The sequence below is a fragment of the Mycobacterium sp. NGS18 genome, assembly GCF_059813185.1.
The window spans coordinates 67,868-92,939 of sequence record NZ_JCALEC010000009.1 but is presented as its reverse complement, the minus strand read 5'-3'; the positions used below and the strand labels follow the sequence as shown (position 1 = coordinate 92,939).

General features: G+C 68.1%; 24 protein-coding genes and 2 pseudogenes. 13 read left to right on the top strand and 13 right to left on the bottom strand.

Going from position 1 to position 25,072, the window contains the following annotated elements:
• The first annotated feature begins 48 nt into the window (after positions 1 to 48).
• A complete protein-coding gene (locus AC5Y31_RS17030; protein WP_499981733.1) occupies positions 49 to 513 on the top strand; it encodes a lipoprotein LppJ family protein in 465 nt (154 codons plus the stop codon).
• A 1-nt stretch (position 514) separates the two neighbouring features.
• Here AC5Y31_RS17030 and AC5Y31_RS17025 read toward each other — a convergent pair whose 3' ends face one another.
• Together AC5Y31_RS17025 and AC5Y31_RS17020 are read right to left on the bottom strand one after the other, a co-directional pair.
• Positions 515 to 2,074, bottom strand: a complete 1,560-nt coding sequence (locus tag AC5Y31_RS17025) for a phytoene desaturase family protein (protein ID WP_499981732.1) — start codon at positions 2,072 to 2,074, stop codon at positions 515 to 517.
• A gap of 53 nt (positions 2,075 to 2,127) precedes the next feature.
• Positions 2,128 to 2,727 (bottom strand): TetR/AcrR family transcriptional regulator, encoded by a 600-nt coding sequence (locus tag AC5Y31_RS17020; protein ID WP_499981728.1) that lies wholly within the window; start codon positions 2,725 to 2,727, stop codon positions 2,128 to 2,130.
• A gap of 80 nt (positions 2,728 to 2,807) precedes the next feature.
• Here AC5Y31_RS17020 and AC5Y31_RS17015 point away from each other — a divergent pair, with 80 nt between their 5' ends.
• Together AC5Y31_RS17015 and AC5Y31_RS17010 are read left to right on the top strand one after the other, a co-directional pair.
• Positions 2,808 to 3,302, top strand: coding sequence for a DUF2834 domain-containing protein (locus AC5Y31_RS17015; protein ID WP_499981727.1), 495 nt, complete (start codon positions 2,808 to 2,810; stop codon positions 3,300 to 3,302).
• Positions 3,303 to 3,348: 46 nt separating this feature from the next.
• On the top strand, positions 3,349 to 3,909 hold the full coding sequence (locus AC5Y31_RS17010; protein ID WP_499981725.1) for a TetR/AcrR family transcriptional regulator: 561 nt from the start codon (positions 3,349 to 3,351) through the stop codon (positions 3,907 to 3,909).
• 3 nt (positions 3,910 to 3,912) lie between these two features.
• Here AC5Y31_RS17010 and AC5Y31_RS17005 read toward each other — a convergent pair.
• The 4 genes and pseudogenes from AC5Y31_RS17005 to AC5Y31_RS16990 form a co-directional block, all read right to left on the bottom strand.
• Positions 3,913 to 4,284: pseudogene (locus AC5Y31_RS17005) on the bottom strand (DUF5078 domain-containing protein); the annotation flags it as partial.
• A 26-nt stretch (positions 4,285 to 4,310) separates the two neighbouring features.
• The gene (locus AC5Y31_RS17000) at positions 4,311 to 7,265 is read right to left on the bottom strand and encodes an MMPL/RND family transporter (protein ID WP_499981724.1); all 2,955 of its coding nucleotides are present in this window, start codon (positions 7,263 to 7,265) and stop codon (positions 4,311 to 4,313) included.
• On the bottom strand, positions 7,262 to 7,687 hold the full coding sequence (locus AC5Y31_RS16995; protein ID WP_499981723.1) for an MmpS family transport accessory protein: 426 nt from the start codon (positions 7,685 to 7,687) through the stop codon (positions 7,262 to 7,264). Before AC5Y31_RS16995 ends, AC5Y31_RS17000 begins: the two co-directional genes overlap by 4 nt.
• Positions 7,684 to 7,908, bottom strand: a complete 225-nt coding sequence (locus tag AC5Y31_RS16990; protein ID WP_499981721.1) for a hypothetical protein — start codon at positions 7,906 to 7,908, stop codon at positions 7,684 to 7,686. Before AC5Y31_RS16990 ends, AC5Y31_RS16995 begins: the two co-directional genes overlap by 4 nt.
• A gap of 150 nt (positions 7,909 to 8,058) precedes the next feature.
• On the opposite strand from AC5Y31_RS16990, the gene AC5Y31_RS16985 reads away from it, so the two are divergent.
• On the top strand, positions 8,059 to 8,616 hold the full coding sequence (locus AC5Y31_RS16985) for a TetR/AcrR family transcriptional regulator (RefSeq protein ID WP_499981720.1): 558 nt from the start codon (positions 8,059 to 8,061) through the stop codon (positions 8,614 to 8,616).
• A gap of 354 nt (positions 8,617 to 8,970) precedes the next feature.
• Here AC5Y31_RS16985 and serS read toward each other — a convergent pair whose 3' ends face one another.
• A complete protein-coding gene (gene serS / locus AC5Y31_RS16980; protein ID WP_499981719.1) occupies positions 8,971 to 10,230 on the bottom strand; it encodes a serine--tRNA ligase in 1,260 nt (419 codons plus the stop codon).
• A 73-nt stretch (positions 10,231 to 10,303) separates the two neighbouring features.
• Between serS and AC5Y31_RS16975 the strand changes: the two are divergent.
• From AC5Y31_RS16975 to AC5Y31_RS16960, 4 genes and pseudogenes are all read left to right on the top strand, one after another.
• Positions 10,304 to 11,401: pseudogene (locus AC5Y31_RS16975) on the top strand (septum formation family protein); the annotation flags it as partial.
• A 17-nt stretch (positions 11,402 to 11,418) separates the two neighbouring features.
• Positions 11,419 to 11,769 (top strand): metallopeptidase family protein, encoded by a 351-nt coding sequence (locus AC5Y31_RS16970; protein ID WP_499981717.1) that lies wholly within the window; start codon positions 11,419 to 11,421, stop codon positions 11,767 to 11,769.
• A 92-nt stretch (positions 11,770 to 11,861) separates the two neighbouring features.
• Positions 11,862 to 13,511, top strand: coding sequence for an RNA/DNA-binding domain-containing protein (locus tag AC5Y31_RS16965; protein ID WP_499981716.1), 1,650 nt, complete (start codon positions 11,862 to 11,864; stop codon positions 13,509 to 13,511).
• Positions 13,512 to 13,589: 78 nt separating this feature from the next.
• Positions 13,590 to 13,778, top strand: coding sequence for a hypothetical protein (locus AC5Y31_RS16960; RefSeq protein ID WP_499981715.1), 189 nt, complete (start codon positions 13,590 to 13,592; stop codon positions 13,776 to 13,778).
• On the opposite strand, the gene AC5Y31_RS16955 is transcribed toward AC5Y31_RS16960, so the two are convergent.
• The gene (locus AC5Y31_RS16955; RefSeq protein ID WP_499981713.1) at positions 13,775 to 14,464 is read right to left on the bottom strand and encodes a histidine phosphatase family protein; all 690 of its coding nucleotides are present in this window, start codon (positions 14,462 to 14,464) and stop codon (positions 13,775 to 13,777) included. The two genes, AC5Y31_RS16960 and AC5Y31_RS16955, sit on opposite strands and share 4 nt — an antisense overlap.
• Positions 14,461 to 15,336 (bottom strand): prephenate dehydratase, encoded by an 876-nt coding sequence (gene pheA / locus AC5Y31_RS16950; RefSeq protein ID WP_499981711.1) that lies wholly within the window; start codon positions 15,334 to 15,336, stop codon positions 14,461 to 14,463. The genes AC5Y31_RS16955 and pheA overlap by 4 nt, the downstream gene beginning before the upstream one ends.
• Positions 15,337 to 15,480: 144 nt before the next feature.
• Between pheA and AC5Y31_RS16945 the strand changes: the two genes are divergently transcribed.
• Both AC5Y31_RS16945 and AC5Y31_RS16940 read left to right on the top strand, forming a co-directional pair.
• The gene (locus tag AC5Y31_RS16945; protein ID WP_499981709.1) at positions 15,481 to 16,332 is read left to right on the top strand and encodes a DUF2470 domain-containing protein; all 852 of its coding nucleotides are present in this window, start codon (positions 15,481 to 15,483) and stop codon (positions 16,330 to 16,332) included.
• 23 nt (positions 16,333 to 16,355) lie between these two features.
• The gene (locus AC5Y31_RS16940) at positions 16,356 to 17,108 is read left to right on the top strand and encodes a CPBP family intramembrane glutamic endopeptidase (RefSeq protein WP_499981708.1); all 753 of its coding nucleotides are present in this window, start codon (positions 16,356 to 16,358) and stop codon (positions 17,106 to 17,108) included.
• 120 nt (positions 17,109 to 17,228) lie between these two features.
• Here AC5Y31_RS16940 and AC5Y31_RS16935 read toward each other — a convergent pair whose 3' ends face one another.
• Together AC5Y31_RS16935 and AC5Y31_RS16930 are read right to left on the bottom strand one after the other, a co-directional pair.
• On the bottom strand, positions 17,229 to 19,553 hold the full coding sequence (locus AC5Y31_RS16935; RefSeq protein ID WP_499981707.1) for a cellulase family glycosylhydrolase: 2,325 nt from the start codon (positions 19,551 to 19,553) through the stop codon (positions 17,229 to 17,231).
• A 115-nt stretch (positions 19,554 to 19,668) separates the two neighbouring features.
• On the bottom strand, positions 19,669 to 20,337 hold the full coding sequence (locus AC5Y31_RS16930) for a DUF1275 family protein (RefSeq protein WP_499981705.1): 669 nt from the start codon (positions 20,335 to 20,337) through the stop codon (positions 19,669 to 19,671).
• A gap of 324 nt (positions 20,338 to 20,661) precedes the next feature.
• Here AC5Y31_RS16930 and AC5Y31_RS16925 point away from each other — a divergent pair, with 324 nt between their 5' ends.
• Together AC5Y31_RS16925 and AC5Y31_RS16920 are read left to right on the top strand one after the other, a co-directional pair.
• The gene (locus AC5Y31_RS16925; RefSeq protein WP_499981703.1) at positions 20,662 to 21,798 is read left to right on the top strand and encodes an LCP family protein; all 1,137 of its coding nucleotides are present in this window, start codon (positions 20,662 to 20,664) and stop codon (positions 21,796 to 21,798) included.
• A gap of 138 nt (positions 21,799 to 21,936) precedes the next feature.
• A complete protein-coding gene (locus AC5Y31_RS16920; protein WP_499981701.1) occupies positions 21,937 to 22,476 on the top strand; it encodes a ferritin in 540 nt (179 codons plus the stop codon).
• 19 nt (positions 22,477 to 22,495) lie between these two features.
• On the opposite strand, the gene AC5Y31_RS16915 is transcribed toward AC5Y31_RS16920, so the two are convergent.
• Positions 22,496 to 23,311: a glycerophosphodiester phosphodiesterase gene (locus tag AC5Y31_RS16915; protein ID WP_499981700.1), complete on the bottom strand. Its 816-nt coding sequence runs from the start codon at positions 23,309 to 23,311 to the stop codon at positions 22,496 to 22,498.
• 4 nt (positions 23,312 to 23,315) lie between these two features.
• The gene (locus AC5Y31_RS16910) at positions 23,316 to 24,416 is read right to left on the bottom strand and encodes a DUF4328 domain-containing protein (protein WP_499981699.1); all 1,101 of its coding nucleotides are present in this window, start codon (positions 24,414 to 24,416) and stop codon (positions 23,316 to 23,318) included.
• A gap of 420 nt (positions 24,417 to 24,836) precedes the next feature.
• On the opposite strand from AC5Y31_RS16910, the gene AC5Y31_RS16905 reads away from it, so the two are divergent.
• The gene (locus tag AC5Y31_RS16905) at positions 24,837 to 24,989 is read left to right on the top strand and encodes a hypothetical protein (protein ID WP_165607345.1); all 153 of its coding nucleotides are present in this window, start codon (positions 24,837 to 24,839) and stop codon (positions 24,987 to 24,989) included.
• The last annotated feature ends 83 nt before the right edge of the window (positions 24,990 to 25,072 follow it).

The following is a 25,072-nucleotide window of genomic DNA, read 5'->3' as shown; positions in this document are numbered from 1 at the left end:
CGCCGGGCGGTGGCGCTGGTTGCGACGGCACTGATAGGAGGGTGCGCGATGTCTGCCCACGACCGGCGAAGCGAACTCGAAGGGCCGGAACTGACCGACGAACAGACTCGGGCCCAGGTCGTCGAGCCGGCCAAGGCGATCGTGCAGGGCGCAGACCTGCGCGATTTCACCGCCTCGTTTCGGTTCGAATCCTGCAACGACCAGAACGAGGCGCCCTACCGCGGCGTCGCCGAGGTGGTCTTTACGTTTCCGGTCGACGCCGACAAGCAGGCCTATATCGACCACGTCGCGGCGGTGATGACCCGGCTCGGCTGGGATGAGGGTCCACCGGCGGGCAAGATGCCGTACGGCCGGGTGCTGCACCAGGGACAGCTGATGGCGATCATGGCACCCGAGCCGGACCATCCCCGCTTCGGCAGCATCGATATCTACGGCGAATGCCGCAACCTGACCGATCAGCGCAGCCGCGGTGGGCTGGGCCGCCAGGACATCGCCGGTGAGCTGGCCGGCTGACCTAGTTCCGGTCCGCCAGCACCGCATGGGCGGCGTTGTAGCCGGGAATGAACGTGATCCCCGGGCCGCCGTGACAGCCCGCGCTGCCCAGATACAGTCCCTCGACCGGTAGCGGTTGCCCCACGAAGCCCCGGGGCCCGGGCCGGTTGGGCCCGATCTGGTCGGGGTTCAACAGGCCATGGCAGTAGTCCCCGCCGGGCGCTCCGAACATGGTGCCCATATGGCGTGGCGTGAAGGTGGTGTGGCGGGTGATGCTGCGCTCGAAATTCGGTGCCAGCCTGGTGATCTTGTCGATCACTCGCCGGCCCATCTCGACCTTCATCTCGCCGTAGTTGCCGTCGCCCTCGATCGGGAACCACAGCGCGAACGCCGACGCCGCGTGCTTGCCCGGCGGGGCCAGCTCGGGATCGTGCAGCGACGGGATCTGCAGCACCACGGTCGGATCGGCCGGGACGATGCCGCGGCGCGCATCCTCCCACTGCTGCTGCACTTCCTCGGGCGTGCAGAAAATTCCCAACGAGGCCTGCATCGCGGGGTCATTGAGCGCCTCGTAGGGTGTGGCGAACACCGGCGCCTCGTCCAGCGCGAAATGCATCTGCAGATAGCTGCCGCGATGGTCGGTGCGGGCATAGCGGGCGCGGACGTCGTCTGGAACCGCAGCCGGGTCAAGCAGTCCGGTGACGGTGGCGTCGGGCGCGATCGCCGAAACCACCACCGGTGCGCTCACGGTGTCGCCGGCCTCGGTGCGCACGCCGCTGACCGCCCCATCGGCGACAAGGATCTCCGCGACCGCGGTGCGCAGCCGCAGCTGTCCGCCCAGGCCGGTGAATGTGTCGCACAGGTGCCCGGTGAGCGCGCCGATTCCGCCGCGCAGCTTCTTCATCAGCACGGTGTTCTCGTCGGGCACACCCAGGCCGTAGGCCAGTGCCGCGGCACTGCCGGGGGTGGCGGGCCCGCGGTAGAGGGTGTTGACGGCCAGCACGGTGAAGGAGCCGCGCAGCGCCGCGTGCTTCTCGCGATCGGGCAGGTACCGGTCCAGCACGTCGGTGACCGATCCGAACAGCATGTCGTCGATGGCTGAGCGCTCGAATTCATTTGCGGCGCAGGCGTACATCTCGTCGAGGGATCGCGGCGCCCGACCCGCCTCGAAGCGCCCCAACGCCCGGGTGGGCGCCTGACTCCAGGCCAGCAACCCGGCCATGCCGTTGACCGCCTCGGCGCCATGCACCTCACTGAGGTGGGTGAACAGCTTCACCGGGTCGGTGTACTGGATCAGCGGGTCGTCACCGACGCCGCGCATCGCCACCGACATGACCTCGAGGTCGATGCTCTCCAGACCGTCGAGGCCCAGCTCCGCGCTGACCGCGGCCGACGTCGGGAACTGCACCGAGCCGGCGATCTCGAACCGATAGCCGTCGAACAGCTCCACCGTGGAGGCCATCCCGCCGGCGTAGCGCCCGGCCTCCAGGCACAGCGTGCGCAGTCCGGCGCGCTGCAGGATGAGCGCCGCGGCCAGGCCGTTGTGTCCGGCGCCAATGACGATCGCGTCGTAATCGGTCATCCATCCGCCCCTTCCCGCTTTCGGAGGAACGCTGACATGAGTGGATTGTTTTGTCAATATTGACGTAACTTGAGGTTGCCCAGCGAGTCCAGCGCGGTACGGCACATCCGGGCCAGCTCGGCCAGCGAGCGGTCCGCACCCAGCATCCAGACCTCCATCGCAGCGAACACGGCGGCCGCGATGCAGCGGGCCGTCACGGCCACGCGCAGCGGGTCAGCTGATTCGTTCGCCGCGGTCGCCCGCAGCCGCTCGGCCACCGCGTCAGCGAAATCGGTCTCCACCTGCCGGATATGGCGCACGATCCGCTCCGGATCGAGTTCCTCGGCACGCAGTGCAGCGATGCGGGTCACTGCCTCGACGTCGTAGGGGAACGCGAAGATGGCCGCCTGGACCGCCTCGATCATCGGCTCGGCGGCCGGGCGGGCGGCCAGGGCGCTGCGGAACCACTGCAGTCCGGCGTCGTAGTCGGCGAACAGCAGATCGTGCTTGGAGGTGAAGTGCCGATAGAACGTTCGCAGTGACACCCCGGCGTCGGCGGCGATCTGCTCGGCGGAGGTGTCCTCCACACCCTGCGCCAAGAAGCGGACCAGCGCGGCCTGGCGCAACGCTTCGCGGGTGCGTTCGCTGCGGGCGGTCTGGGGCGCTCTGGGCATGCCGGTAAACGTACCTCAGCGCGAGCGGACCAATAATGTCATTATTGACAAAACTGGCGGCGGGCGGTGAGACTGACCGCATGATCTCGCTCATCGTGCATGCAGTGCTCGGCCTGGCGACTATCTGGTGGATCGTGGCGTCCAACCGCGCGGTCTTCGCGAAACCCTCTGGGGGCAGCGCTTTCTCACTTCTGGAGATCGTGTACTTCGCGATCGGGATCGCTTCGATCGTGCTGGGTTGGTACTTCAACATCCGGTTCGTCCAGGAATACGCGCACGGCCCCAACCACAATCCGATCTGGGGGCCGGGCAGCTGGACGCAGTACATCCAGCTGATGTTCACCAATCCGGCGGCCGGCTCGGCCAGCCAGGACTACACCATCATCAACGTGATTCTGCTGCCGCTGTTCACCATCGCGGATGGCTACCGGCGCGGGCTGCGGCGTCCCTGGCTGTATTTCGTCTCGAGCCTGTTCACCAGCTGCGCGTTCGCCTACGCGTTCTACTTCGCCACCATGGAACGCCAGCGCCGCCACGCCCCGGCTCCCACGTCGCGGGTCGTGGCAGAGCTGTAGCGAAAGCGCCGCGCGATAGGCTGGCCGCGTCGACGGGAGGGATGTCGTGGCCAAGCCGGTGGCGCCGCGCGGATCCGCGCGCGAGCGGGTGCTGCAGGCGGCGTTGGCCCTGTTCGTGGAGCACAGCGTGGGCGGTACGTCCATGCAGATGATCGCCGACCGGCTGGGCGTGAGTAAGCCGGCCGTCTACTACCAATTCCGGTCCCGAGACGACATCGTCATCGCCCTGGTGCAGCCGATGTTCGACGACATCGTCCGGGTCATCAAAATCGCCCAGGCCATGCCCACTCAGCAGGGCAAGCGCGATGTGACGGTCAGCGGCGTCGTCGAGCTCGCGGTGCGATATCGCCGGCTGACCTTCCTGTTCTATGACCGCGCCGTGGAGCACGCCATACGTTCCCGCGAAGACTTCATGGCCGTCGGCGATGACGCCGCGGCGATCCTGCACGGTCCCGATCCGGATGCGGCGGCCCGCGTCATCACCACGGCGCTGATGGCGGGGACCTTCACCGCGGCAGCCGATCCGGAACTCGAGGACATCGCCGACGAGGAGCTACACGAGATCCTGCTGGCCACCGCACGCCGGGTGATGGCACCGCTGACTTAAAAGTCAGATCCAGTTCCACACCCCCATGTCGGCAGCGGGGTGCTGCTCGCACACGTCGGTGGTCCGGGCAGCAACACCGTGGTTGTTGAAGAACAGCTTGGCCCAGTTCGGCAACGCGAAAGCAAGCTTCTCGTAGTAGATGTCGGTGGCCAGGTTCTCCGAGTAGGCGCGCCGGCCCGGGTAATCCATGGAGTAGAACCAGTGAATCCGGTCCTGCACCGCCTCATGTACCTGCGGGGACTTGTTGTTGTAGTCGATCATGTAGCGCTCGTAGTAGACCGGCGCGACATCGCGGGCGGCCGCCATGAGCTGCTCGGCGGTACAGCCGGTGTGCAGCATCCGGTTGGGAATCGGGAAGTTCTCCGTCGCATCCGCCTACGCGGCCAAGGCTCCGAACCTCATCACCAACCTCCCCGATGCGCTCCACCACCAGACCCGACGAGCTCGTCGCGCGGGTTGCGCTGCAACGGCGCCGGCCAGGGAGAGGGCTTGGGCCGCAGCCGCGGCACCTGCGGCCACCAGAACCATTTGCCGAGCAGCGTCGCGATCGACGGCGTCATGAACGAGCGGATGATCAGGGTGTCCAGCAGCAGACCCAAACCGATGGTGGTGCCGACCTGACCGATCACGCGCAGCTCACTGATCGCCATCGTCATCATCGTGAAGGCGAACACCAATCCCGCCGCGGTGACCACCGACCCGCTGCCGCCCATCGCCCGGATCATGCCGGTGTGCAGGCCGGCGTGGATCTCCTCCCGCAGGCGGGAAACCAGCAGCAGGTTGTAGTCGGCACCCACCGCCAACAGGATGATCACCGCCATGGCCATCACCATCCAGTGCACCTGCAGACCGATGATGTTCTGCCACAGCAGCACCGACAACCCGAATGCGCTGCCCAGTGATACCACCACCGTGCCCACGATCACCAGCGCGGCCACCACGGCACGGGTGATCACCAGCATGATGATGAAGATCAGGCACAGCGCCGCCACGCCGGCGATCATCAGGTCGTAATTGGAGCCCTCCTGCATGTCCTTGAACATCGCGGCGGTCCCACCGACGTAGATCTTCGAGCCCTCCCACGGGGTGGTCTTGATGGCTTCCTTGGCGGCAAGCTTGATCGCATCGATGTGCTTGATGCCGTCCGCGCTCAGGGGATCGCCCTCGTGGTTGACGATGAACCGCACGGCACGCCCATCCGGCGACACGAAATTCTTCATGCCACGCTGGAACTCGGCGTTGTCGAAGATCTCCGGCGGCAGATAGAACGAGTCGTCGTTGCGGGCCTTGTCAAAGGCCTCCCCCATCGCGGCGGGATCTCCCTGGGCTTCCTGCGCCTGCTTGGCCAGCCCGCTCTGGGTGGCATACGTGGTCAGCATCATCGCCTTGGTGTTCTTCATCATCTGGATCATCGGCGGCATCAGCGTGAGCATCTGCGGCAGCTGCGCGGCCATCGCGTCCATGTCCGGGACGATCTGCTTGAAGTTGTCGGTCATGGTGTCCACGCCGTCCATGGCATCGAAGACCGACCGCAGCGCGTGGCAGACGGGAATATCGAAACAGTGTGGCTCCCAGTAGAAGTAGCTGCGCATCGGCCGGAAGAAGTCGTCGAAGTCGGCGATCTTGTCGCGCAGTTCTTCGATGTCATCGACCATCAGGTGCATCTTGCCCACCATGCGCCCCATGGTGGCGTTCATCTCCTCCATCAGCTCGATCATCTTCGTCATCGTGTCGATGTTGACCTGCATCTCCTCGGCCTGGGCCAACATCTCCGCGGTGCGGTCGTCATTGAACTTGCGAGTCATGTCCTGGCTGACGGCCTGCATGCCAAGCATGTAGCCGAAGGTGGAGTGCTCCATCGGAATGCCCTGCGGCCGGGTGATGGACATGACCCGGGACACTCCCTCCACCCCGGTGACTCGCTTGGCGATTCGCTCGATCACCAGAAAGTCCCCGGAGTTTCGAATGTCGTGGTCGGTTTCGATCATGAGCATCTCGGGGTTCATCCGCGCGGACGGAAAGTGCCGATCCGAGGCCAGGAACCCTTGGTTGGCGGGTAGGTCCGCGGGCATGTAGGCGCGATCGTTGTAGCCGGGCTTGTATCCGGGCAGCGCGAGGATGCCGACCAGGGCTGCTGCGGTGGCGGCGATCAGAATCGGTCCCGGCCAACGGCTTACGGCCGCGCCGATCTTCCGCCAACCGCGCCCCCGGTCGGCCCGCTTGGGTTCCAGCAGGGTGCCGAACCGACTGGCCACCACGATGACGGCGGACCCCATCGTCAGCGAGGTGATCACAACGATGGTCATGCCGATCCCCAGCGGAATCCCCAGTGACTGGAAGTAGGGCAACCGGGTGAAGTGCAGGCACAGCGTGGCGCCTGCGATGGTCATGCCCGAGCCGAGCACCACATGGGCGGTGCTGCGAAACATGGTGTAGTACGCCTGTTCCCGGTCTTCGCCGGCACTTCGCGCTTCCTGGTATCTGCCGATCAGGAAGATCGCGTAGTCGGTGGCCGCCGCGATCGCCAGGGTGACCAGCAGGCTGGTGGCGAACGGCGAAAGCCCGATCAGCCCGTGATAGCCCAGGAATGCCACGATGCCCCGGGCCGACGCCAGCCCGGTCACCACCATCGCCAGCGCCAACGCAACGGTGGTGATGGATCGGTAGACCATCAGCATCATGGTGATGATGACCACGAAGGTCAGCGATTCGATCACGTGCATGCTGCGGGTGCCGGCTTTGTCCTGATCGGCGGCCAGCGCCGCGCCGCCGGTCACATAGGCCTTGACGCCCGGCGGTGCGCTGACACTGTCGACTGCTTGGTTGACCGCTTTGACCGATTCGTTGGCCAGCGCCTCGCCCTGATTGCCCGCGGTATAGATCTGCACATAGGCGCTTTTGCCGTCCGGGCTCTGAGCCCCCGCGGCGGTGAGGCGATCACCCCAGAAATCCTGGATGTGTTCGACATGGGTGGTGTCGGTCTTGAGTTTGGCGATGATCTGGTCGTAGTAGTGGTGGGCTTCAGCGTCCAGGGCACCGTGCGACTCGTCGGCCTCGAGGACCAGCATGACCGAGCTGTTGGAGGTGAACTCCTTGAACACCTCGCCCTGACGTTTGACCGCGATCATCGACGGCGCCTCGTCCGGGGTCATCTGGACCGCGGCCATCTCGGCGACCTTCTCCAGCTGGGGAACGGTCACGTTCGCCAGGACGATGATCCCGATCCAGCCCAGCATGATCGGAATGGCCAGCCGCCGTATCCATTTGGCAATCCGGCCGGGCTTGGCGTGCTCAGCAACAGCGGGGATGACCCCGGTCGGCGCATCGGGGGGGAAGTTGCGCGTGGAAGTGCTCATGCAGATTTCACCAAGCAGAAGGTCAGGGCGCTGGCGCCGGTGGTGGTTCTCTCGTCTTTGAGCTCGTTGTCGATGCTGATCCGGCAGCCCAGCGTGGAGCCTTTGCCCTGCGCGTAGAGGTTCGGCGATACCGCGGACAACGTGGTGCTCAGGGTCACCGACCAGGGCAGCGTCGCGGCGTCGACGCGCTGCGGCCTGCTGTTGAGGTCGAGGTAGCTGATGTCCGCAGTCGCGCCGGGTTCACCGAAGACCTCATAGGTGACGACCTTGGGGTTGTACGGCTTGGTGTCGTCGACCTTGGTGCTGATTAGGCTGGCGTTCTCACCGCCGAAGTAGGTGCGCACCCGTAGGACGGTCAGCGTCCCGAGCACCACCACCACCACGATCAGCAGTGGCATCCACGCCCGCTTCAGCGCCTTCATCGATCAGACCCCGCCTTGCTGACCACCACCAGGACATGGGTGTCGGCCGCGAACCGATTCGCCGTGGCGCCCAGTTCGGCGATCGCATTGAACAACGGGTGGTCGCCGGCCACGATCTCCGGCGCATCAACCACATAAGCGGTGACACCCGGGGCCATCCAGCCGGCGCCCGACTCGGAGGATTCGGGCCGGGAAGGCCTGTGCACCTGTGGGTTCAGCATCAGCGGCGTCCCTTTCAGCCCGGATCAGCGGTTATGCGCGACGGGAAGTTAAGTTATACGATCAGTAAAGTCGAATCAAGCGATCGGTCAGTAAAACTGTGCGGCGTGGTTCACGTCTGTGCTCGGTCGACCGGAGCAGGGAGGCATGCAGTGGCGAAGACGGTGGCGCCGCGGGGTTTCGCGCGCGACCGCGTGTTGGAGGCGGCGCAGGAACTGTTCGTGCAGCACGGCGTGAGCGGCACGTCATTGCAGATGATCGCCGACCGGCTCGGCGTCAACACCTCAGCGGTGTACTACCAGTTCCGCTCCAAGGACGACATCGTGGCCGCGGTGTTCCGTCCGGCGTTCGAGGACATCGCCCGAGTCGTCAAGATCGCCGAGGTGATCTCGTCCCGGCAGGTCCGGCAGGAGGCCACCATCAGCGGCATGATCGAACTGGCCGTCCGGCACCGGCGCACCACCGCCCTGGCCTACGCCGACCCGGCTGTCGCCGTGGTGATCGAGGCCATCGCCGAGTTCCGGGACGCTGTTCGCAGTCTCCAGGCCATCCTGGCCGGCCCGGAACCCGATCCGGCGGCACGCACCGCGGTGGCAGTGCTGGTGTCCGGGATCTTCGGCGCGGCAGCCGATCCCGCCGTTGCCGACATCCCCAACGAAGAGCTGCACCGGATGCTGCTGGACTGCTCGCGCAGACTCATCGCCGCCTGACGACGGCGCCAAGGACAAGCCGTTCGCCCCCAGAGCCGGTGGATCCCGGCGCCGGCACCATATAGATCATTGCCCGCCCTTGAGCGACAACCGCCGCTACGTCGTCCGACCCCCCAGCTGCACCCGCCACGGTCCGTGCAGCATCAGTCGTCCACGGAGGGGCCCCGGAGACCTCTCACCTCCACTGCGGCGAACGCGAACGGTGATCCCCGACGACGGCGCCAACCCGACATAACGCGAGTTGTCGCTGAAAGGCGGGCAACAATCACATACCCGAGCTTGGGCGCGTGGCTTCTGACCCCGGCCCCGGGTCACAGCGGCTGAAAGATCAACGGGCGCTACCGGCGCGAAGACCTAGCACGAAGGCTCCAGAATCTCCGCCCCGACGTACGGCACCAGCGCGGCCGGCACCCGCACACTGCCGTCGGGCTGCTGATGGTTCTCCAGGATCGCCACCAACCAGCGGGTGGTGGCCAGCGTGCCGTTGAGCGTCGCGGCCGTCTGCGGCTTGCCGTTGTCGTCGCGGTAACGGGTGGCCAGCCGGCGCGCCTGGAAGGTGGTGCAGTTCGACGTCGAGGTCAACTCCCGATAAGTGCCCTGCGACGGCACCCAGGCCTCGCAGTCGAACTTGCGCGCCGCCGACGAGCCCAGATCACCGGCGGCGACGTCGATCACCCGATAGGGCACCTCGATCTGCGCCAGCATCTCGCGCTGCCAACCCAGCAGCCGTTCGTGCTCGGCCTCGGCCTCGGCGGGCCGGCAGTAGACGAAGCCCTCCACCTTGTCGAACTGGTGCACCCGGATGATGCCGCGGGTGTCCTTGCCGTAGCTGCCGGCCTCCCGGCGGAAACACGACGACCACCCCGCGTAGCGCAGCGGCCCGCTGGACAGATCCAGGATCTCGTCGGCGTGATACCCGGCCAGCGGAACCTCGGAGGTGCCGACCAGGTAGAGGTCGTCGGCCTCGAGCCGGTAGACCTCCTCGGCGTGGGCACCCAAAAACCCGGTGCCGGACATGATCTCGGGCCGCACCAGCGCCGGGGTGATCATCGGGGTGAAGCCATTGTCGACCGCGACCCGCAGCGCCAACTGCAGCAACCCGAGCTGCAGCAGCGCACCCCGGCCGGTCAGGAAGTAGAACCGTGAGCCGGAGACCTTGGCGCCACGGCCCATGTCGATCAGGCTCAGCGACTCGCCGAGCTCCAGGTGGTCCCGCGGGTCCGGGATCGCCGGCGGCTCACCGACCACCTCGAGCACTGTGAAGTCGTCGGCCCCGCCGGGCGGTACCCCGTCGATGACGACGTTCGGGATCGCCATATGCGCACCGGCGAACGTCGCCTCGGTGTCGGCCTGGGCGGTTTCGGCGGCTTTGACCTGCTCGGCCAACTCCTTGGCCCGCGCCAGCAGGACGGGGCGCTCCTCGGGCGACGCCGCGCCGACGGACCGGCTGGCCGCCTTCTGTTCGGCGCGCAGGTTGTCGGCCGCCGCGATCGCCGAACGCCGCGCGGTGTCGGCGGCCAGCAGGGCATCCACCAGGGCCGGGTCCTCACCGCGGCCCACCTGAGAGCGGCGGACACGGTCGGGGTCTTCACGCAGCAGGTTCAGGTCGATCACGGCGCAACCCTACAACTCCGCCGGTGGCATCACTTTCGCATCATTTGTCACGCGTGGGCGCCTGCCTGTCAGAATGGACCGGATGTCGAAGGCAGCCGACCAGGAAAATCCACCCGCCACGCGGGTGTCTTGGCTGCGCACGCTGCAGGCGGCCGCCACCCGCCGCACCCTGCTGTTGACCGCGCTGGGCGGGCTGCTGATCGCCGGGCTGGTGACCGTGGTTCCGGTGGCGGGCGACGGGAACGGCGGGTTGCTCGGGCACCTGCGCTCCGAGCCGGCCGCCGGCACGGGCGGTAAAGGCGGCGGGCCCGGGCTGGGCATCGGGATCGGGAGGGGCAACGAAGCGATCGATCGCGCGGTCGCCGGCGACTGCCTGAACTGGCCGGAGAACGACCTGGACGGCGCGACGGTGGTCCGCTGCGCCGAGGAGCACAAGTTCGAAGTCGCCGGGCCGGTGGACATGAGGATGTTCCCGGGTGCCGAGTACGGCCCGGACGCCCCGCCGCCGACGACCGCCCGCATCGAGCAGATCACCCAGGAACAGTGCGAGTCCTCGGTGCGCCGCTACCTCGGCCCGAAGTTCGACCCACACAGCAAGTTCGTGGCCAGCATGTTGTGGGCCGGCGAGCGGGCCTGGCGCCAGCACGGTGAGCGCCGGATGCTGTGCGGCCTGCAACTGCCGGGCGTGGGCGGCCAGCAGATCGCTTTCACCGGCAAGGTCGCCGACATCGACCAGTCCAAGGTCTGGCCACCGGGCACTTGCCTGGGCATCGATCCGGCCACCAACCAGCCCAACGACGTCCCGGTCGACTGCGCGGCGCCGCACACCAAGGAGGTCACCGGCACGGTCAATCTGGCCGAGCGGTTCCCCGACGCGCTGCCACCGGAACCCGAGCAGGACGCCTTCATCAAGGACACCTGCACCCGGCTCACCGATGCCTATCTGGCGCCGGTGCAGTTGCGCGACACCACCCTGACGCTGACCTACGCCACCGTGTCGCTGCCGAGCTGGTCGGCGGGCAGCCGCGAGGTGGCGTGCAGCCTCGGCGCCACGCTGGGCAACGGCGGCTGGGCGGCTCTGCTCAACAGCGCCCGCGGGTCGTTGCTGATCAACGGCCAGCCACCGGTCCCGCCGCCGTCGATTCCCGCCGAGCGGCTGAACCAACTGCCCGCCGGTAGCCAGCCCCGGTGAGTGTGCAGATGGACCCGGACCGGTTCGACGAACTGGTCTCCGACGCATTGGATCTGATCCCGCCCGAACTGGCGGCCGCCATCGACAACGTGGTGGTGCTGGTGGAGGACCGCAACGACGAGGAACCCGAGCTGCTCGGGCTGTATGAAGGGGTGGCGTTGACCGAGCGCGACTCGAACTACGCCGGATCACTGCCGGACACCATCACGATCTACCGGGACGCGCTGCTGGAGATGTGCGGCTCCGACGACGAGGTCGTCGACGAGGTGCGGATCACGGTGATCCACGAGATCGCCCACCACTTCGGCATCGACGACGACCGGCTGCACGAACTGGGCTGGAGTTGAGCCCAGGCGTCTCGCCGTCCCATAACTTTCAAAAGTTATGATTCCATACGCAGGTGCCGCGCCTGGTTCAAACTTATGCATAATAGGGTGGTATGGACACGCGAGACCTCATTACTGGCGGCGAAGACCTGACGACGGAGTTCAAGGTCGACGTCAATGACAGGGAACTCGTGAAGGCGGTCGCATGCTTGGCTAATGGCGCGGGGGGCACGCTCCTAATCGGCGTCGAGGACGACGGCTCGGTCGTCGGCGCGAAACCGCGGCATGGCACTCTCACCGAACCGCACCGCGTCGCGGCGTACATACAAGCCAGCACCGAACCCGCGCTGGCTGTAGATGTAACGCTCGAGACGGTCGACAACTTGGACGTTGTCCGTATCGACGTGCCTCGCGCCGACCCCGGCCCGGTTGGCACCCGTCAGGGCGTGTTTACCAGACGTGTCATTGACACCGCGGGCAAGCCGGCCTGTATTCCGATGACTCCGCACGAAATCGTCAGCATGGGGATGGTCACGCGCGGTCAGGACTACGCCGCGGCGAGTGCGCGGGGCGCAACGGCGGACGATCTCGACTCCCAAGAGTTCGACCGATTCCGGAAGCTGTGCCGAGTGGCTGGCGACGATCTCGGACAACTATCCGACACGGACATACTCAAGGCATTGGGACTGGTGCCCCTGAACGAACCGATCAGCTTGGGTGCAATCCTGCTATTCGGCACGCAATCGGCCGTAGAACGCTGGATTCCCAACGCCGAGTTCCTGTTCCAGGATCTGCGATCCGGCCAGCAGGTCAACATCCGAATCGTTGCGCCACTGTTGCGGTCCGCCGAAGAACTCCGCCGGCTTGTCGACGAACGTAACACCGTCACCGAGCTCACGGTCGGGCTGCAACGTGTCGAGATCCCACTGATTCCGTCGGCCACCCGCCGCGAAGCTACCACCAACGCCATCGTGCACCGCGATTACGCCACACTCGGCCCAACGGTCGTGCAGATCACCGATAGCGCATTCGTAGTCTCGAACCCGGGCGGCTTTCCGCCGGGTGTGACGATTCTGAACATCCTCGACCAATCCCGGCCCCGCAGCCCAATTCTCGCCGAAGCATTCAAGCGCGCCGGCCTTGTCGATCGGCGCGGCAAGGGTGTCAATGACATGTACGAGCAACAGCTACGCGCTGGACGTGATGCCCCGGACTACTCGCGCAGCACGCCTGACTCCGTCGTAGTCACCGTCCCTCTTGCTGATGCGGACCTTGACCTCGTCCGTTTTCTATTGACCTGGGAGGACGAGAATCAGCACCCGCTCACCCTCGACGAATTGCGGATGGTGCATGAGGTGAAGTCGTCTGGATCGGCAACCAGCATGGAGGTCGCCGAAGCCTTGGGCATCATCCCTGGGAGCGCCCGGAACGTACTGGCTCGACTGGTCGAACTGGGGATCCTCGAGGCTCGCGGCGCGGGACGGAGTCGCAAGTTCCACCTCACGGCGCGCTTCTACGACTTAGCCCAAGACCGCAATGCCTACGTCCGTATTAAGGGCGCGGACCCGCTTCAACAAGAGCGGATGATTCTCGACTACGTAAAGGCGTACGGATCGATTAGCCGAAGTCAGGCAGCTCAGCTGTGCCAGACCACCCCCCTGCAAGGTCGCGCGATCTTGAAACGGTTAGTTGACGACAACCGCTTGACCCTCGAAGGGGAGCGGCGCGGCGCCCGCTACGTTCTGACCCACGCAACAGGTTAACGCCGGATCCCGCGGTTCATAACCATCAAAACGGCGCGGCAGAACGATGTTGTCGGCACGCAGTGCTAGGAACGACGCATGGATGACCACTGCCGAGCCTGCCGGGCGGGGCTGGAGCACTGCCACGGCACCCTCATTCACCACGTGCTGCAGACCGCCGAGTGCACCGAGGACGGCTGCCCCGGCGAGGTGCTGCTGCACGCGTTCACGCTGGACTGCGAGGCGGTCGGCTGCCGCTGCGCCGAGGTCTACGCGCTGGCGATTTAGCCCATCGGGTCGGTGTCGGAGCGCAGCGCGTCGCCGACCGGGTCCGTACCGGGTTCGGGATAAAACGGCGGCGTCAACGCGCCCCACTGCACGCAGCTCCACCGGCCGTCGGTGATCGGTGAGAGCACCACCGCCTCGGTGTTGTTCAGGTGGTTGTCCAGCACGAAACTGCCGTCCACCCCGGCCAGGGTGGCCGCCGCCAGGCGGATCGCCGCGCCGTGGCTGACCACGACGATGTCGCCGGTCCAGTCGTCGTCGTCGAGGTAGCGCATCCGCAACTCGGTGACCACCGGCAGATAACGGTCCAGCACCTGCTCGGCCGTCTCACCGCCGGGCAACGCGACCCCCGGTTCGCCGGAGTGCCAGCGCTGATAGATCGCGTTGAACTCGGCGATCGCGTCGTCGTCGTTGCGGTCCTCCAGCGCCCCGGCCTGCACCTCGTGGATGCCGTCGAGGGCGCGGGCGACCAACCCGAAGCGGCCACTGATCTCCGCGGCGGTCTGCACGGCCCGGGTCGCCACCGAATGAGCGACAAGCGCCGGACGGTGCACGCCGTTGCCCGCGAACGCCCGCGCCTGATCGCGGCCCAACGGAGTCAGCTCCGATCCGGGCGGGCGGGTGTCGAGCCGACGCTCGACATTGCCGTAGGACTGCCCGTGCCGCACCAGCACCAGCCGGCCGCTCACGTCGCCGCCTCCGTCCGGCCGGCCGGCCCCGCGGGCCAGGAACCCAGATATCGCACGTCGGCGCAGCGCTGGCGCAGCGCCTGCAGTGCCTCGCCGACGGCGGGATCGTCGATGTGCCCCACACAGTCCAGGAAGAACAGGTAGGTGCCCAGCTCGGTGCGGGTCGGGCGGGACTCGATCCGGGTCAAATCGATACCGCGGCTGCCGAATTCGGTCAGCGCCGCGGCCAGGGCGCCGGGTGCGTTGTCCAGCCGCAGCACCACCGACGTCCGGTCGGCGCCGGTGCGCGGCGGCGGCGTCGCGGGCGTGCCCACCAGTACGAAACGGGTACGCGCGTTGGGTTCGTCGATGACGCCTTCGGCCAGGGTGAGCAGCCCGCGCTGTTGCGCGGCCAGTGCGGTGCTCACACCGGCGTCGGCCTCGCCGTCGCAAACCTGCTGCGCGGCAGCGGCATTGGAGTTCGCCGGCACGATGTGCGCCTGCGGCAGGTGCTCGGCCAGCCAGCGTCGCACCTGGGCACCGGCCACCGGGTGAGCGGCCACGGTGCGGATGTCGGCCGCCACCCGCCCGGGCGCGACGACAACCGAGAACGCGACGTCCAGGGCGGTTTCGGCGAATATCTGCAGCGCCGAGCCGACCGCGAGCCCGTCCAGGGTGGGTGTCACCCCGCCCTCGATCGAGTTCTCGATCGGCACGCAGGCGTACTCGGCGGCGCCGGTACGCACCGCCTCCAGGGCGGCCGGCGTGCTCTCGGCCGGCACGGCGCGATGCTCTTGATGGCCACAGCCGGGAACCAGTCCGGCGCCGGTCAACGCGAGCAGCGCCGCTTCGGTGAAGGTCCCCGCCGGGCCGAGATAGCTGATGCGGGTCACGGCACAACCCTATCGGCCGTGGCCCGGCCGGGGCCTCGGCGCCGCCTTCACCGGCGGCGCGGCGAACGTATTCCGTATTTTCGGTTGCGCCGAGCCGGGTCGTTAATTAAGTTAGGCTTACCTCACTTACTGGAAGGGTGATCGATGGCAACCACCACCACAGCGGTACCCGTCCCGACGTCCGCGGAGCGGATCCGCAGCGCCTGCGTCCGGGGCCAGGCACTGGTGGCCATCGCCGACTCCACCGACGCCGCGCCGGTCAACGCACCGGTGTGCCACCTGCTGTCGGACGGCTCGGTGGTGGTTGCGGTCCCCGTCGACGACCCGGTCGCCGAGGCTGCCGGCGCCGGCGGTTCAGCGAGCCTCGACGAAGGAGAGGCGAAGCTGGGACCGCCGCATCAACCCGGCGTCGCGGCGATGCTGGAGCTGACCGACCATGCCCCGCTGCGGCTGCGGGAACGCGTCCGGGCTCTGGTGTGGATCCGCGGCCGGCTGCAGGCGGTGCCCGAGTCAGAGATCGTCGCCCTGCTCGACCGGATCGCCACGGCCGATCCCAACCCGGCGCTGCTGCAAGTGATCTCACCGCGCTCGCCCGCGGGCGGCAGCTACACTCTGCTGCGGCTCATCCCGGACTCGGCGGTACTGGCCGATGCGACCGGGGCTGAAGCGGTCGCCGTGGATGAGCTGCTGGCCGCAAGTCCCGACCCGTTCTGCGCGATCGAGGCGCACTGGCTGCATCACCTGGACTCGGCGCACCCCGAGCTGGTCGCCCGGCTGGCCACCACCAAGCTGCCACCGCGACTGCGGCGCGGGCGGCCCCGCCCGCTGGCCGTGGACCGCTACGGCATGTGGCTGCGGGTCGAGGCCGCCGACGGCGATCACGATGTCCGGCTGAGCTTCCCGCGGCCGGTCACCGACGTGATGGGGCTGAACCGGGCGGTGCGCGCGCTGATGGGCTGCCCGTTCCTCAACGGCTTGCAGCCGCGCCCCCGCTAGCGGTCAACGGTTACCGTGTCGAGGTGACCGAGCCGGCGGCCCCAGGACGCGCACTGCGCCTGGAGGTCGCCGTCGTGCTGGCGGTGACCTACGGCGTCAGCGCCGCTACCGCGATGCTGCAACTGGCCGACGCGGTGCTGCGTGACCTGAGCGCCCAGCGGATCCCGCTGAACCCGCGCCGGTCCTATTTCGATGTCATCGACTTCGGCCTCAACGCGGCCTGGGCGGCGCAGCTGTTCGCCTGGGGCGCCCTGGCGCTGTATCTGTTGTGGCGCAGCGGTTATGGTCCGGCGCGTATCGGGCTGGATCGGCTGCCCCGCGGCCGCGACCTGGCCGGTGCCCTGGGCCTGGCGGCATTGATCGGGCTGCCCGGCCTGGCGCTGTATCTGCTGGCGCGCACCCTGGGCCTCAACGCCGACGTGATCCCCGCGGCGATCAACGACACCTGGTGGCGCGCCCCGATGCTGATCGTGATCGCGTTCGCCAACGGCTGGGCCGAGGAGGTGATCGTCGTCGGCTATCTGCTGACCCGGCTGGGACAACTAGGTGTCTCGCGGCCGGTGGCGCTGGCCTGCTCGGCGCTGCTGCGCGGGGCGTATCACCTCTATCAGGGGTTCGGTGCCGGATTAGGCAACGTGGTGATGGGTGTGGTGTTCGGCTACGCCTGGCAGCGCACCGGCCGGCTGTGGCCGTTGATCCTCGCCCACGGTCTGATCGACACCGTGGCGTTCGTCGGCTACGCGCTGTTCGCCGACAAGCTGGGCTGGCTGCCTTAAGACCCCGCCCACATCGCCAAACCCCCGCCGAGAGTGCAACCATGCAGGGACGACCGCGAAATCACCTGCGTGAGTTCACTCTCGGCAGCGGATGACACCGCGCCCGCCCCGCCCCGCCGGCTATGCCGCCGCGACCGGGGTCACGGTGATGCTCACGGTGCCCGCGCCGGCGTCCGACCCGATCACCAGCACCGCGGCGTTGGGGTCTGAGAGGACCTCGCCGCCGGTGACGCTGACCTGGTAGCCGTTCGGGAACTGGATGTCCGGGATCGAGATCTTGGTCTCCGATCCGGCGGCGAAGCTGCCCGAGCCGTCGGCCATCGCGGTGGAGTAGCTGAACGAGAAGACGCCATTAGAGAACAACCACGCGCTCGGGATCCCGGCGATCACCTGCGGGTAGGGCTGGGCCAGCGTCGCCACGATGGGTTCGTCGACGTTGCCGCCGGTCGGCGGCAGGTTGGTGTTGTGCACCAGCGAGCCCGCCTCGTTGGTGTAGCCCCAGTACAGCCAGCCGAACCGGTGCGGGTCGATCGAGTTCAGCTGGCTGCCGATGGTGTCGACGTTATGGGTGGCACCGAATTCGGTGACCACCCCGGGGACGCCGTAGTGGTCGATGTAGCGCTGGGCGCCGTCCATCATCATCCCGTCCCACAGCGAGCAACCGGTGGAGCTGCCCCCGCCCAGGGCGTCGAAGATGCAGTAGTCGTGGAACGCGAAGACCACGTTGTCGTCGTCGACCTCGCCCAGGTGGGTGACCGCAGTGGCGTTGCCGAACAACACGTTCGGCTCGTAGTACACCGTGGCGTTCGGGTCGACCGACCGGATCGCCGAGATCACCTGGTCGTAGAACGGGGTCAGCGTCTCGCGGTCGAAGTGCGGGTCGCCGAGCAGGCTGGCCAACCACGGCGAGCCCAGCCACGGCTCGTTCATGATCTCGTAGCCGGCCACGCCGGGCGTGCCGCCCAGGTAGTCGGCGACGTTCTGCCACATCCGGGCGTAGTGGTTCTGCAGCCCGATACCGTCGACCTTCTCGTTGGCCCAGAACGCATCCCAGGCCTGGTTTTGCGCCGGGTTGAGGGCGTAGCCGAAGGGGAACGGCGCGCTGGTGTCGTTGTCGTCCGGGTTGAACAGCGTCGCCCAGTCCGGGGCGCCGTTGCCGCCGATCTGCGAGCTGTAGAGGTCCTGGTGCATGTCGAGGATGCTGACGATGCCGCGCGCCTTGAGGATCTCGATGGTCTCCTTGACCGACTCGAGGTAGGCCCAGTTGTACTCCCCGGGCTTCGGCTCGATCTCCGCCCAGTACAGGCCCAGCCGCACCGCAGTGAAGCCGTTGTCGGCCAGGAACTTCGCGTCGTCGTCGTCGAAGCCGTTGCCGCCGGGTGAGAACGGCGGCGACTTGTACACCTGGTTGACGCCCTGCAGGATGACCACCCGGCCGTCCTGGTCGACGATCCAGTTGCCGGCGGTGCTCAGTTCAGGCAGCGCCTTCTCCGGAGCTCCGTCCAGCGCGCCGAAGTGGCCGACGGCGCCGTGGGTGCCGAACGCGCCCGCGAGACCTCCGGCGCCGCCCAGGCCGGGCAGATCGCCCTGGCTGACCCAGACGCCGTTGCCGGCGTTGCCGCCGTCGCCGCCGCCGCCGAACCACGCCGAGCCGTTGCCGCCGTCACCGCCGTTGCCGCCGATGTGGGTGCCGTCGCCGCCGGCGCCGCCGGCACCACCGATGCCCAGCATCCACCCGATCCCGGCACCGCCGGCGCCACCGATGCCGCCGGTCACCCCATCGCCGCCGGTGCCCCCGATGCCGCCGACGCCCATGTACCACCCGCCGGCCCCGCCGACACCACCGGCGCCGCCCTCGCCACCGGCGCCACCGGCCCCGCCGTTGCCGAAGAACCCGGCCGCACCACCCGCACCCCCGACACCACCGACCTCGGCGTTGTCCCAGCCGGCCCCGCCATCACCGAACAGCCAGCCCCCGGCGCCACCGGCGGCGTGCTCGGCAGTACCGGCCGCGCCGTCGCCGATCATCATGCCCAGACCCAGCGACCCGCTGAGCTGGTTGAAGCCGTCGACGATCGGCGCCATCCACGAGCTGCTCACCAGGCTTTCGATCCCGGTGTAGAGCGGGGTGTAGTACCAGTCGTGCACCAGCCCGGTCAGGTCCGGGGCGAACAGGCTCGGCGATGCAGTCGCTATCCCGGCCAGCAGGCCATCCCAGTGTCCGGGGTCGAAGAACGCCTCCCAGGCCGCCGGACTGAACAGCGCATCCCAGTCCCCGGTGGTCGCCTCCACGAACGGCGCCAGCGCCAGCTCGAACACCTCGTCGAGGCCCTCGGCAGCGGCCACCGGCGTCGGAGCCAGCGGCGTCACCCCGAACGCCAGAAAAGCCGCCACCGCAGACCCGACCCCGACCAGTTTCCGCTTCGTGCTGACCTGACGAGTCATCCTGGGTAGACCTCTTTCCATTGCGGCGGAGGACAACGCAGTCAAGATAACAACTTGGTGCGAAAACCACTAGCGCTACCTGAGAAACGCCAGTGTGGTGGACCTAGTGCCGGAATCAGCTCCGAAGTCCGCGGCGGCCCCCGCTGAAATAGGTGTATCCGGTCGCCAGTGCGCAGATCAGACTGGCGATCGCCAGCATGTAGGTGCCGCCGGCGACCATGCCGATACCGCCACCGATCGCGGCCCCGAGCACGAACGCCCCGAACAGCAGGAAGTACCCCAGCCAGTGGCCGCGTTCCCCGCCGCTGAGATGCCGTTCGATGCCCTGGCCCATCTTCACCAGCGTGCCGGTCACATAGCTCAACGGGATGGACACCTCGCCCTTGCGGTCGACGAAGGTGGTGTTCAGCGCTCCGATACCGAACGTCATCAACAGGATCGGGAAGAAGGGCAGCGGAAGCTCCGGGCCACCCAGCAGCACGGCGTCGACCACGGTGGCCAGCACCAGAGCCAGGGTGGTCAGCACCGTGGTGGCATAGGGCCGGGTCGGCCACAGATGCCGCCGGCACAACGACGCGCTGACCACACCGGCCACGAAGGCGACCAGGAGCAGCGCCGCCGAGGCCGCGAGCCAGGGCGATGACGCTGCCCAGTCGTCCTCGGCGTAGTAGCCCATCACGGCGCGCTGCGCGTTGCCGGTCATGAAGGTGACGAAGTAGCCGGCGGAATGGGTGAACGCCGTTGCGCCCAGCAGACCCGCCAAGCCGGCCAAGACCCACGACAACCTGGTCTCGCTGCCACTATCCCGGCTCCGAGTCGCCGCCCCGTCGGGCTGCGGAGCGCATTGAACCGGCTCAGCGCAGCGGTCGCAAGAGAGTTGATCGGGCACCAGTGGGTTTCCTTCCCGTTATCGGGCACTGTCAGCCGGCTCGACACTCGGTCAGGCGGGTCGGTCGTCTGCCCACCAACCGAGGCGGAACATCTTGGGATGCAACATGAATCGCGAAGCGCCGACACACCGGTCCCACCATTTTCCAGAGCGCGAACCGGCCCTCGCCATGGTGTTTAACACCCATTCTCGGGCACCTGGTTCGCGTAGATTGAGCGGGTGAACGGCGATCGCAGACCCGTGGGGCCGCAGCGTCCGTGGGATCGCCGGCCACCGACCCCACCGCCACGCGAGCCGCCGCCGCTGCTGCACCGCCAGCCTTATCGGTCGCCTCCTCGGCCGACGCCGCCTCCGCAGCAGGGGCGACCGGCGTCACCACCGCGCATCCCGCGACGGCGGCGGCGGTCCTGGGCGCGCCGACTCGTGGTGCTGGCCCTGCTGGTGGTGCTGGCCGGTGCGGCAAGCCTGGTCGCTGGCGCCGCCTGGTTCGACAGCGCGCTCCAGCGCGCCGCGGTCTTCACCGGTTACGCCGAGCGGCCGGCACACGGCCGCGGCACGACCTGGCTGCTGGTCGGCTCCGACAGCCGCGCGGACCTCACCGCCGAACAGCAGCAGCACCTGACCACCGGCGGCGACATCGGCAACGGCCGCACCGACACCGTGCTGCTCATCCATCTGCCCGAAGCCGGCTCCGGCTCGCCCGCCACGGTGGTGTCCATCCCGCGCGATTCCTATGTGCCCATCCCCGGCTACGGCGACGACAAGATCAACGCCGCCTTCGCCCTCGGTGGAGCGCCGCTGCTGATCCGGACCGTGGAGCAGGCCACCGGCCTGCGGCTGGACCACTACATCGAGATCGGCTTCGGCGGGTTCGCCGCGCTCGTCGACGCCCTCGGCGGGGTCACCCTGTGCCCCGACGAACCGATCGACGACCCGTTGGCCGGGCTGAGCCTGCCGGCCGGCTGTCAAAATCTGGCCGGGCGGGCCGCCCTGGGCTACGTGCGCAGCCGGGCCACCCCACGCGCCGATCTGGACCGGATGGACCACCAGCGGCTGTTCTTGTCCGCACTGCTGGCGCGCATCGCCGATCCGGCGGTCTGGCTCGACCCGCGGCGCTGGTATGCCGTGCCCAACGCCGCCGTGCACGCGTTGACGGTGGACGCCGGCGCGGGCGTGCTGGATCTGGCCGCACTGGGCTGGGCGCTGCGCGGCCCCACCACGATGCTGACCGTGCCGGTCGGGGAGTTCACCTACACCGACTCCGGCAACGCGGTGGTATGGGACCACCAGCAGGCCGCCCGGCTATTCGAGGCGTTGAGCCGCGACGAGCCGCCCGCAGCCGGCCCGGATAATTGACGCTAATTCGAACATCCGGAATTACCGCCCGGCCGAAGGAGCTATTTCAGCCTACCCTATCTTTACTTAGGCAAAGCTGTCCTGAGTAAGCCTCGCCTTGGATGCGCACCCAGTCTGACCTGGGGTAGCATCGCGATCATGTCCGAGATCGATAACCACACGTCGAAATTCCACGCCCTGCTACAGGAGCAGGTCTACCACGAATTCACCGCCGCGCAGCAATACGTCGCGGTGGCCGTCTATTTTGACAGCGGCGATTTTCCGCAATTGGCGAAATTCTTTTACGCCCAGGCCGTGGAGGAACGCAGCCACGCGATGATGATGGTGCAGTACCTGATCGACCGCGGCGTCGCCGTCGAGATCCCCGGAGTGGACGCGGTGCGCAACCGCTTCGACGCCCCGCGGGACGCGCTGGCGCTGATGCTCGACCAGGAGCGCACCGTCACCGAGCAGATCAGTGCGCTGACCAGCGCGGCCCGCGACGAGGGCGACCACCTCGGCGAGCAGTTCATGCAGTGGTTCCTGCGCGAGCAGGTCGAAGAGGTGGCGACGATGTCGCGGCTGTTGCGGGTGGCCGATCGCGCCGGGCACAACCTGTTCGACCTGGAGAGCTTCATCGCCCGCGAAATCGGCACCGGCACACCGGAGCCCGGCGCACCGCGCGCCGCCGGCAGCTGACACCTCGCCCGCCGGCTGATCAGCCCGCCCGCAACCGCGCCTTGGTTCGGGCGGGCTGATTCGTGGCGACCCACGCGACGCCGACGTCTCGGCAGAAGTCGACGTCCTCGTCGCGGTCGACGGTCCAGCAGTACACCGCACGGCCGCGCGCGGCGGCATGGTCGACCAGCTCCGGGTGTTCTCGAAGCGTCGCGATCGAGGGACCGATGGCGGTGGCACCGACCGTGGTCGCAGCGCTGCCACCCAGGTAGCGGGCGGCGGACCCCAGCAGCACCGTCGGCAGCAGCGGGGCCGCCCGGCGGATCCGCCACACCGCCGCCGCCGAGAACGACATGACCACCGCACGCGAGCGGGTCGCCGAAGCCGGTGAGGCGATCCCGAAGCGGTGCAACAGCGCCAGCAGCCGGCGTTCGACCAGCGCGCCGTAGCGCACCGGATGCTTGGTCTCGATGAAGATCTTCACCGGCCGTTGCCAGTCCAGCACCAGCGCCATCAAAGCGTCGAGCGTGAGCAGTCCGGTGTCTCGCAGCTCGGTCGCCTCCGGTGGCCCGGCCGGCCGGCCGTCGTGCCAGGCCCCGTAGTCGAAGCCCTGCAACTGCGACAGCGTCATCTCGCTGACCAGTCCCGCCCCGCTGGAAGTCCGGTCCACCCGCCGATCATGCACGCAGACCAGGTGACCGTCGCTGGTGAGCCGCACGTCGCACTCGACGCCGTCAGCGCCCTCCTGCAGCGCCAAGTCGTAGGCGGCCAGAGTGTGTTCCGGGCGGTCGAACGACGCACCCCGGTGCGCGACCACGAACGGGTGCTCCGCCACCACCTCGTCGGTCGCTGCCATGGGCTTATGCTGCCGGTTCCCGCCCGCCGGACCCACCCACAGCGGCCGGTGTCGCAACAGTTTCCGGCTCCGCCGACGACGCGGTCTCCGGCCGCGTCTCCGGCGGCACCGCCGGCGCGGCGCCACGGTCGTCGGCGACCACCACCCAGTGGTGGGCGGGCCGCGCAAAAGACCGCTGTTCGAATCCCCCGACCACCCGCGAGGCCGCCACCGCCGCGGCCAGGCCCAGCAGGTAGGCGACCACCGTCGCCACCATGTTGTCGGCGATGCCCTGCGCGTCGTCGGTCCAACTGGTGGCCGTGGCGAAGACCGCCGCCGCCGTGGCGGCCGCCCACACCAGCCACCACACCACGATCGGTTTACGCAGCCGGCCCAGCCGATCCTCCCGCCCGGCCAGCTCCAGCGCGTAGACCGGCGCCCAGGCCAGGTTGACCAGCGGCACCAGGCAGCCGGCCCACAGCGCCCAGGCCGGCCGCGACTCGGGCAGGTGTTGCCGGGCGAACGCCGCCGCCCGCCGCGCGAGCAGCCATCTGGTCAGCACCACCGCGCAGTGGACGACCGCCGCGATCGCGGCGAGGCCGGCCAGCCGGCCCAACCACACCGCGCCACCGGCGATCAGCGGGTGCAGCAGTCTGGTGCGGTTGATGATCATCAGCAGGTAGATCAGCGCGTGCACCAGCGCGGCGATCCCCAGTGCGGCGATCGCACCCCCCAGCGCCTTCTCCAGCGACCGGGCCGAAGGGGCAACCCGTTCCTCCGTTTTCCGTTGCGCGGCAACCGGATTGGGAGCGCCCATCAGCGTCCAGCGCGGCATCACCGAATAGCGGGGAGTGGGGCCCAGCGGCCGGCGGCGGCGACGCTGCGGCGGCGGCGGTCCGGGGCGCACCGCGATCCAGCGGTAACCGGGACCCAACCGGGGCGGCGACTCAGGCCCGGGCCGGGAAGGTCCGGGCGGCGCCGGGGGCCCGGGCTGTGCCCACTGCAGCTCCGCTTCCTGCGCGGGAGTCAGTGGCGCCCACAGCGCGCCGTTGCAGCGCGGGCACCAGGCCCGCCGCCGATCGCGCACGTTCCACCGCGTGCCGCAGCGGGAGCACACCTGAATCACCGCACCAGCGTAGCGAGAGCGTCGGCGATGGAGTCCGGGACGCGGTGGACCGCCCATTCCGAGGCCCCTCCAGCTACCACCGGCTATCCACAGTTTCCACAGGTTTATCCACATGGTCATTGCGGGTACGGAGTGCCATGAGGTGGCTTTTGCACGTCGCTCCAAGGGGCGACTGTGGATAACGCGCCGTCGCCAAAGTGAGCTGATTAACAGCGTCGAGCGAAATCTCTTGATTCACTAACCAGCTGCTCTCCCTCGCCCCTGCCGGGCATTGCTGCTGGCAGGCGGGCGATACCCGCCGAATTTTTCCACCGCGCCGGCGAAGCGCTATGATCGCCGTCACAGAACGGTTGTGATGCGCCTCACGGGCGGGCGCGACGGCGAAGTTTTGGGGGCGACAGGGATGTTGAGGGCAGGGGAATGACGGCACGTCCGATCGGGCCCGCCGCGACGGCGGCGGGGTGGCCTGCGGGATCGTCGACCTACAAGCGCGGCTACCTGCTGGCCTCGCTGCGCGCCGGGATCATCGCCCTGGTGTTGCTGACCTTCCTGCTGGCGATCGTTCTGATCTAACCGCCGCGCGCCGGCGTGGCTACGCGACTCGTTGTTGCGGTACACCGCGCGTTGGAGCAGTGTTGATCGAGGTGGCCTCACCA

Coding starts and splice junctions, on each gene's coding strand:
- AC5Y31_RS17000 (WP_499981724.1), bottom strand. CDS start 7,265: ATGAGCACTTCCACGCGCAACTTCCCCCCCGATGCGCCGACCGGGGTC.
- AC5Y31_RS16915 (WP_499981700.1), bottom strand. CDS start 23,311: ATGGCAGCGACCGACGAGGTGGTGGCGGAGCACCCGTTCGTGGTCGCG.
- AC5Y31_RS17015 (WP_499981727.1), top strand. CDS start 2,808: ATGATCTCGCTCATCGTGCATGCAGTGCTCGGCCTGGCGACTATCTGG.
- AC5Y31_RS17025 (WP_499981732.1), bottom strand. CDS start 2,074: ATGACCGATTACGACGCGATCGTCATTGGCGCCGGACACAACGGCCTG.
- AC5Y31_RS16965 (WP_499981716.1), top strand. CDS start 11,862: ATGGACACGCGAGACCTCATTACTGGCGGCGAAGACCTGACGACGGAG.
- AC5Y31_RS16990 (WP_499981721.1), bottom strand. CDS start 7,908: ATGCTGAACCCACAGGTGCACAGGCCTTCCCGGCCCGAATCCTCCGAG.
- AC5Y31_RS17020 (WP_499981728.1), bottom strand. CDS start 2,727: ATGCCCAGAGCGCCCCAGACCGCCCGCAGCGAACGCACCCGCGAAGCG.
- AC5Y31_RS16960 (WP_499981715.1), top strand. CDS start 13,590: ATGGATGACCACTGCCGAGCCTGCCGGGCGGGGCTGGAGCACTGCCAC.
- AC5Y31_RS17030 (WP_499981733.1), top strand. CDS start 49: ATGTCTGCCCACGACCGGCGAAGCGAACTCGAAGGGCCGGAACTGACC.
- AC5Y31_RS16935 (WP_499981707.1), bottom strand. CDS start 19,553: ATGACTCGTCAGGTCAGCACGAAGCGGAAACTGGTCGGGGTCGGGTCT.
- AC5Y31_RS16945 (WP_499981709.1), top strand. CDS start 15,481: ATGGCAACCACCACCACAGCGGTACCCGTCCCGACGTCCGCGGAGCGG.
- AC5Y31_RS16905 (WP_165607345.1), top strand. CDS start 24,837: ATGACGGCACGTCCGATCGGGCCCGCCGCGACGGCGGCGGGGTGGCCT.
- AC5Y31_RS16995 (WP_499981723.1), bottom strand. CDS start 7,687: ATGAAGGCGCTGAAGCGGGCGTGGATGCCACTGCTGATCGTGGTGGTG.
- AC5Y31_RS16920 (WP_499981701.1), top strand. CDS start 21,937: ATGTCCGAGATCGATAACCACACGTCGAAATTCCACGCCCTGCTACAG.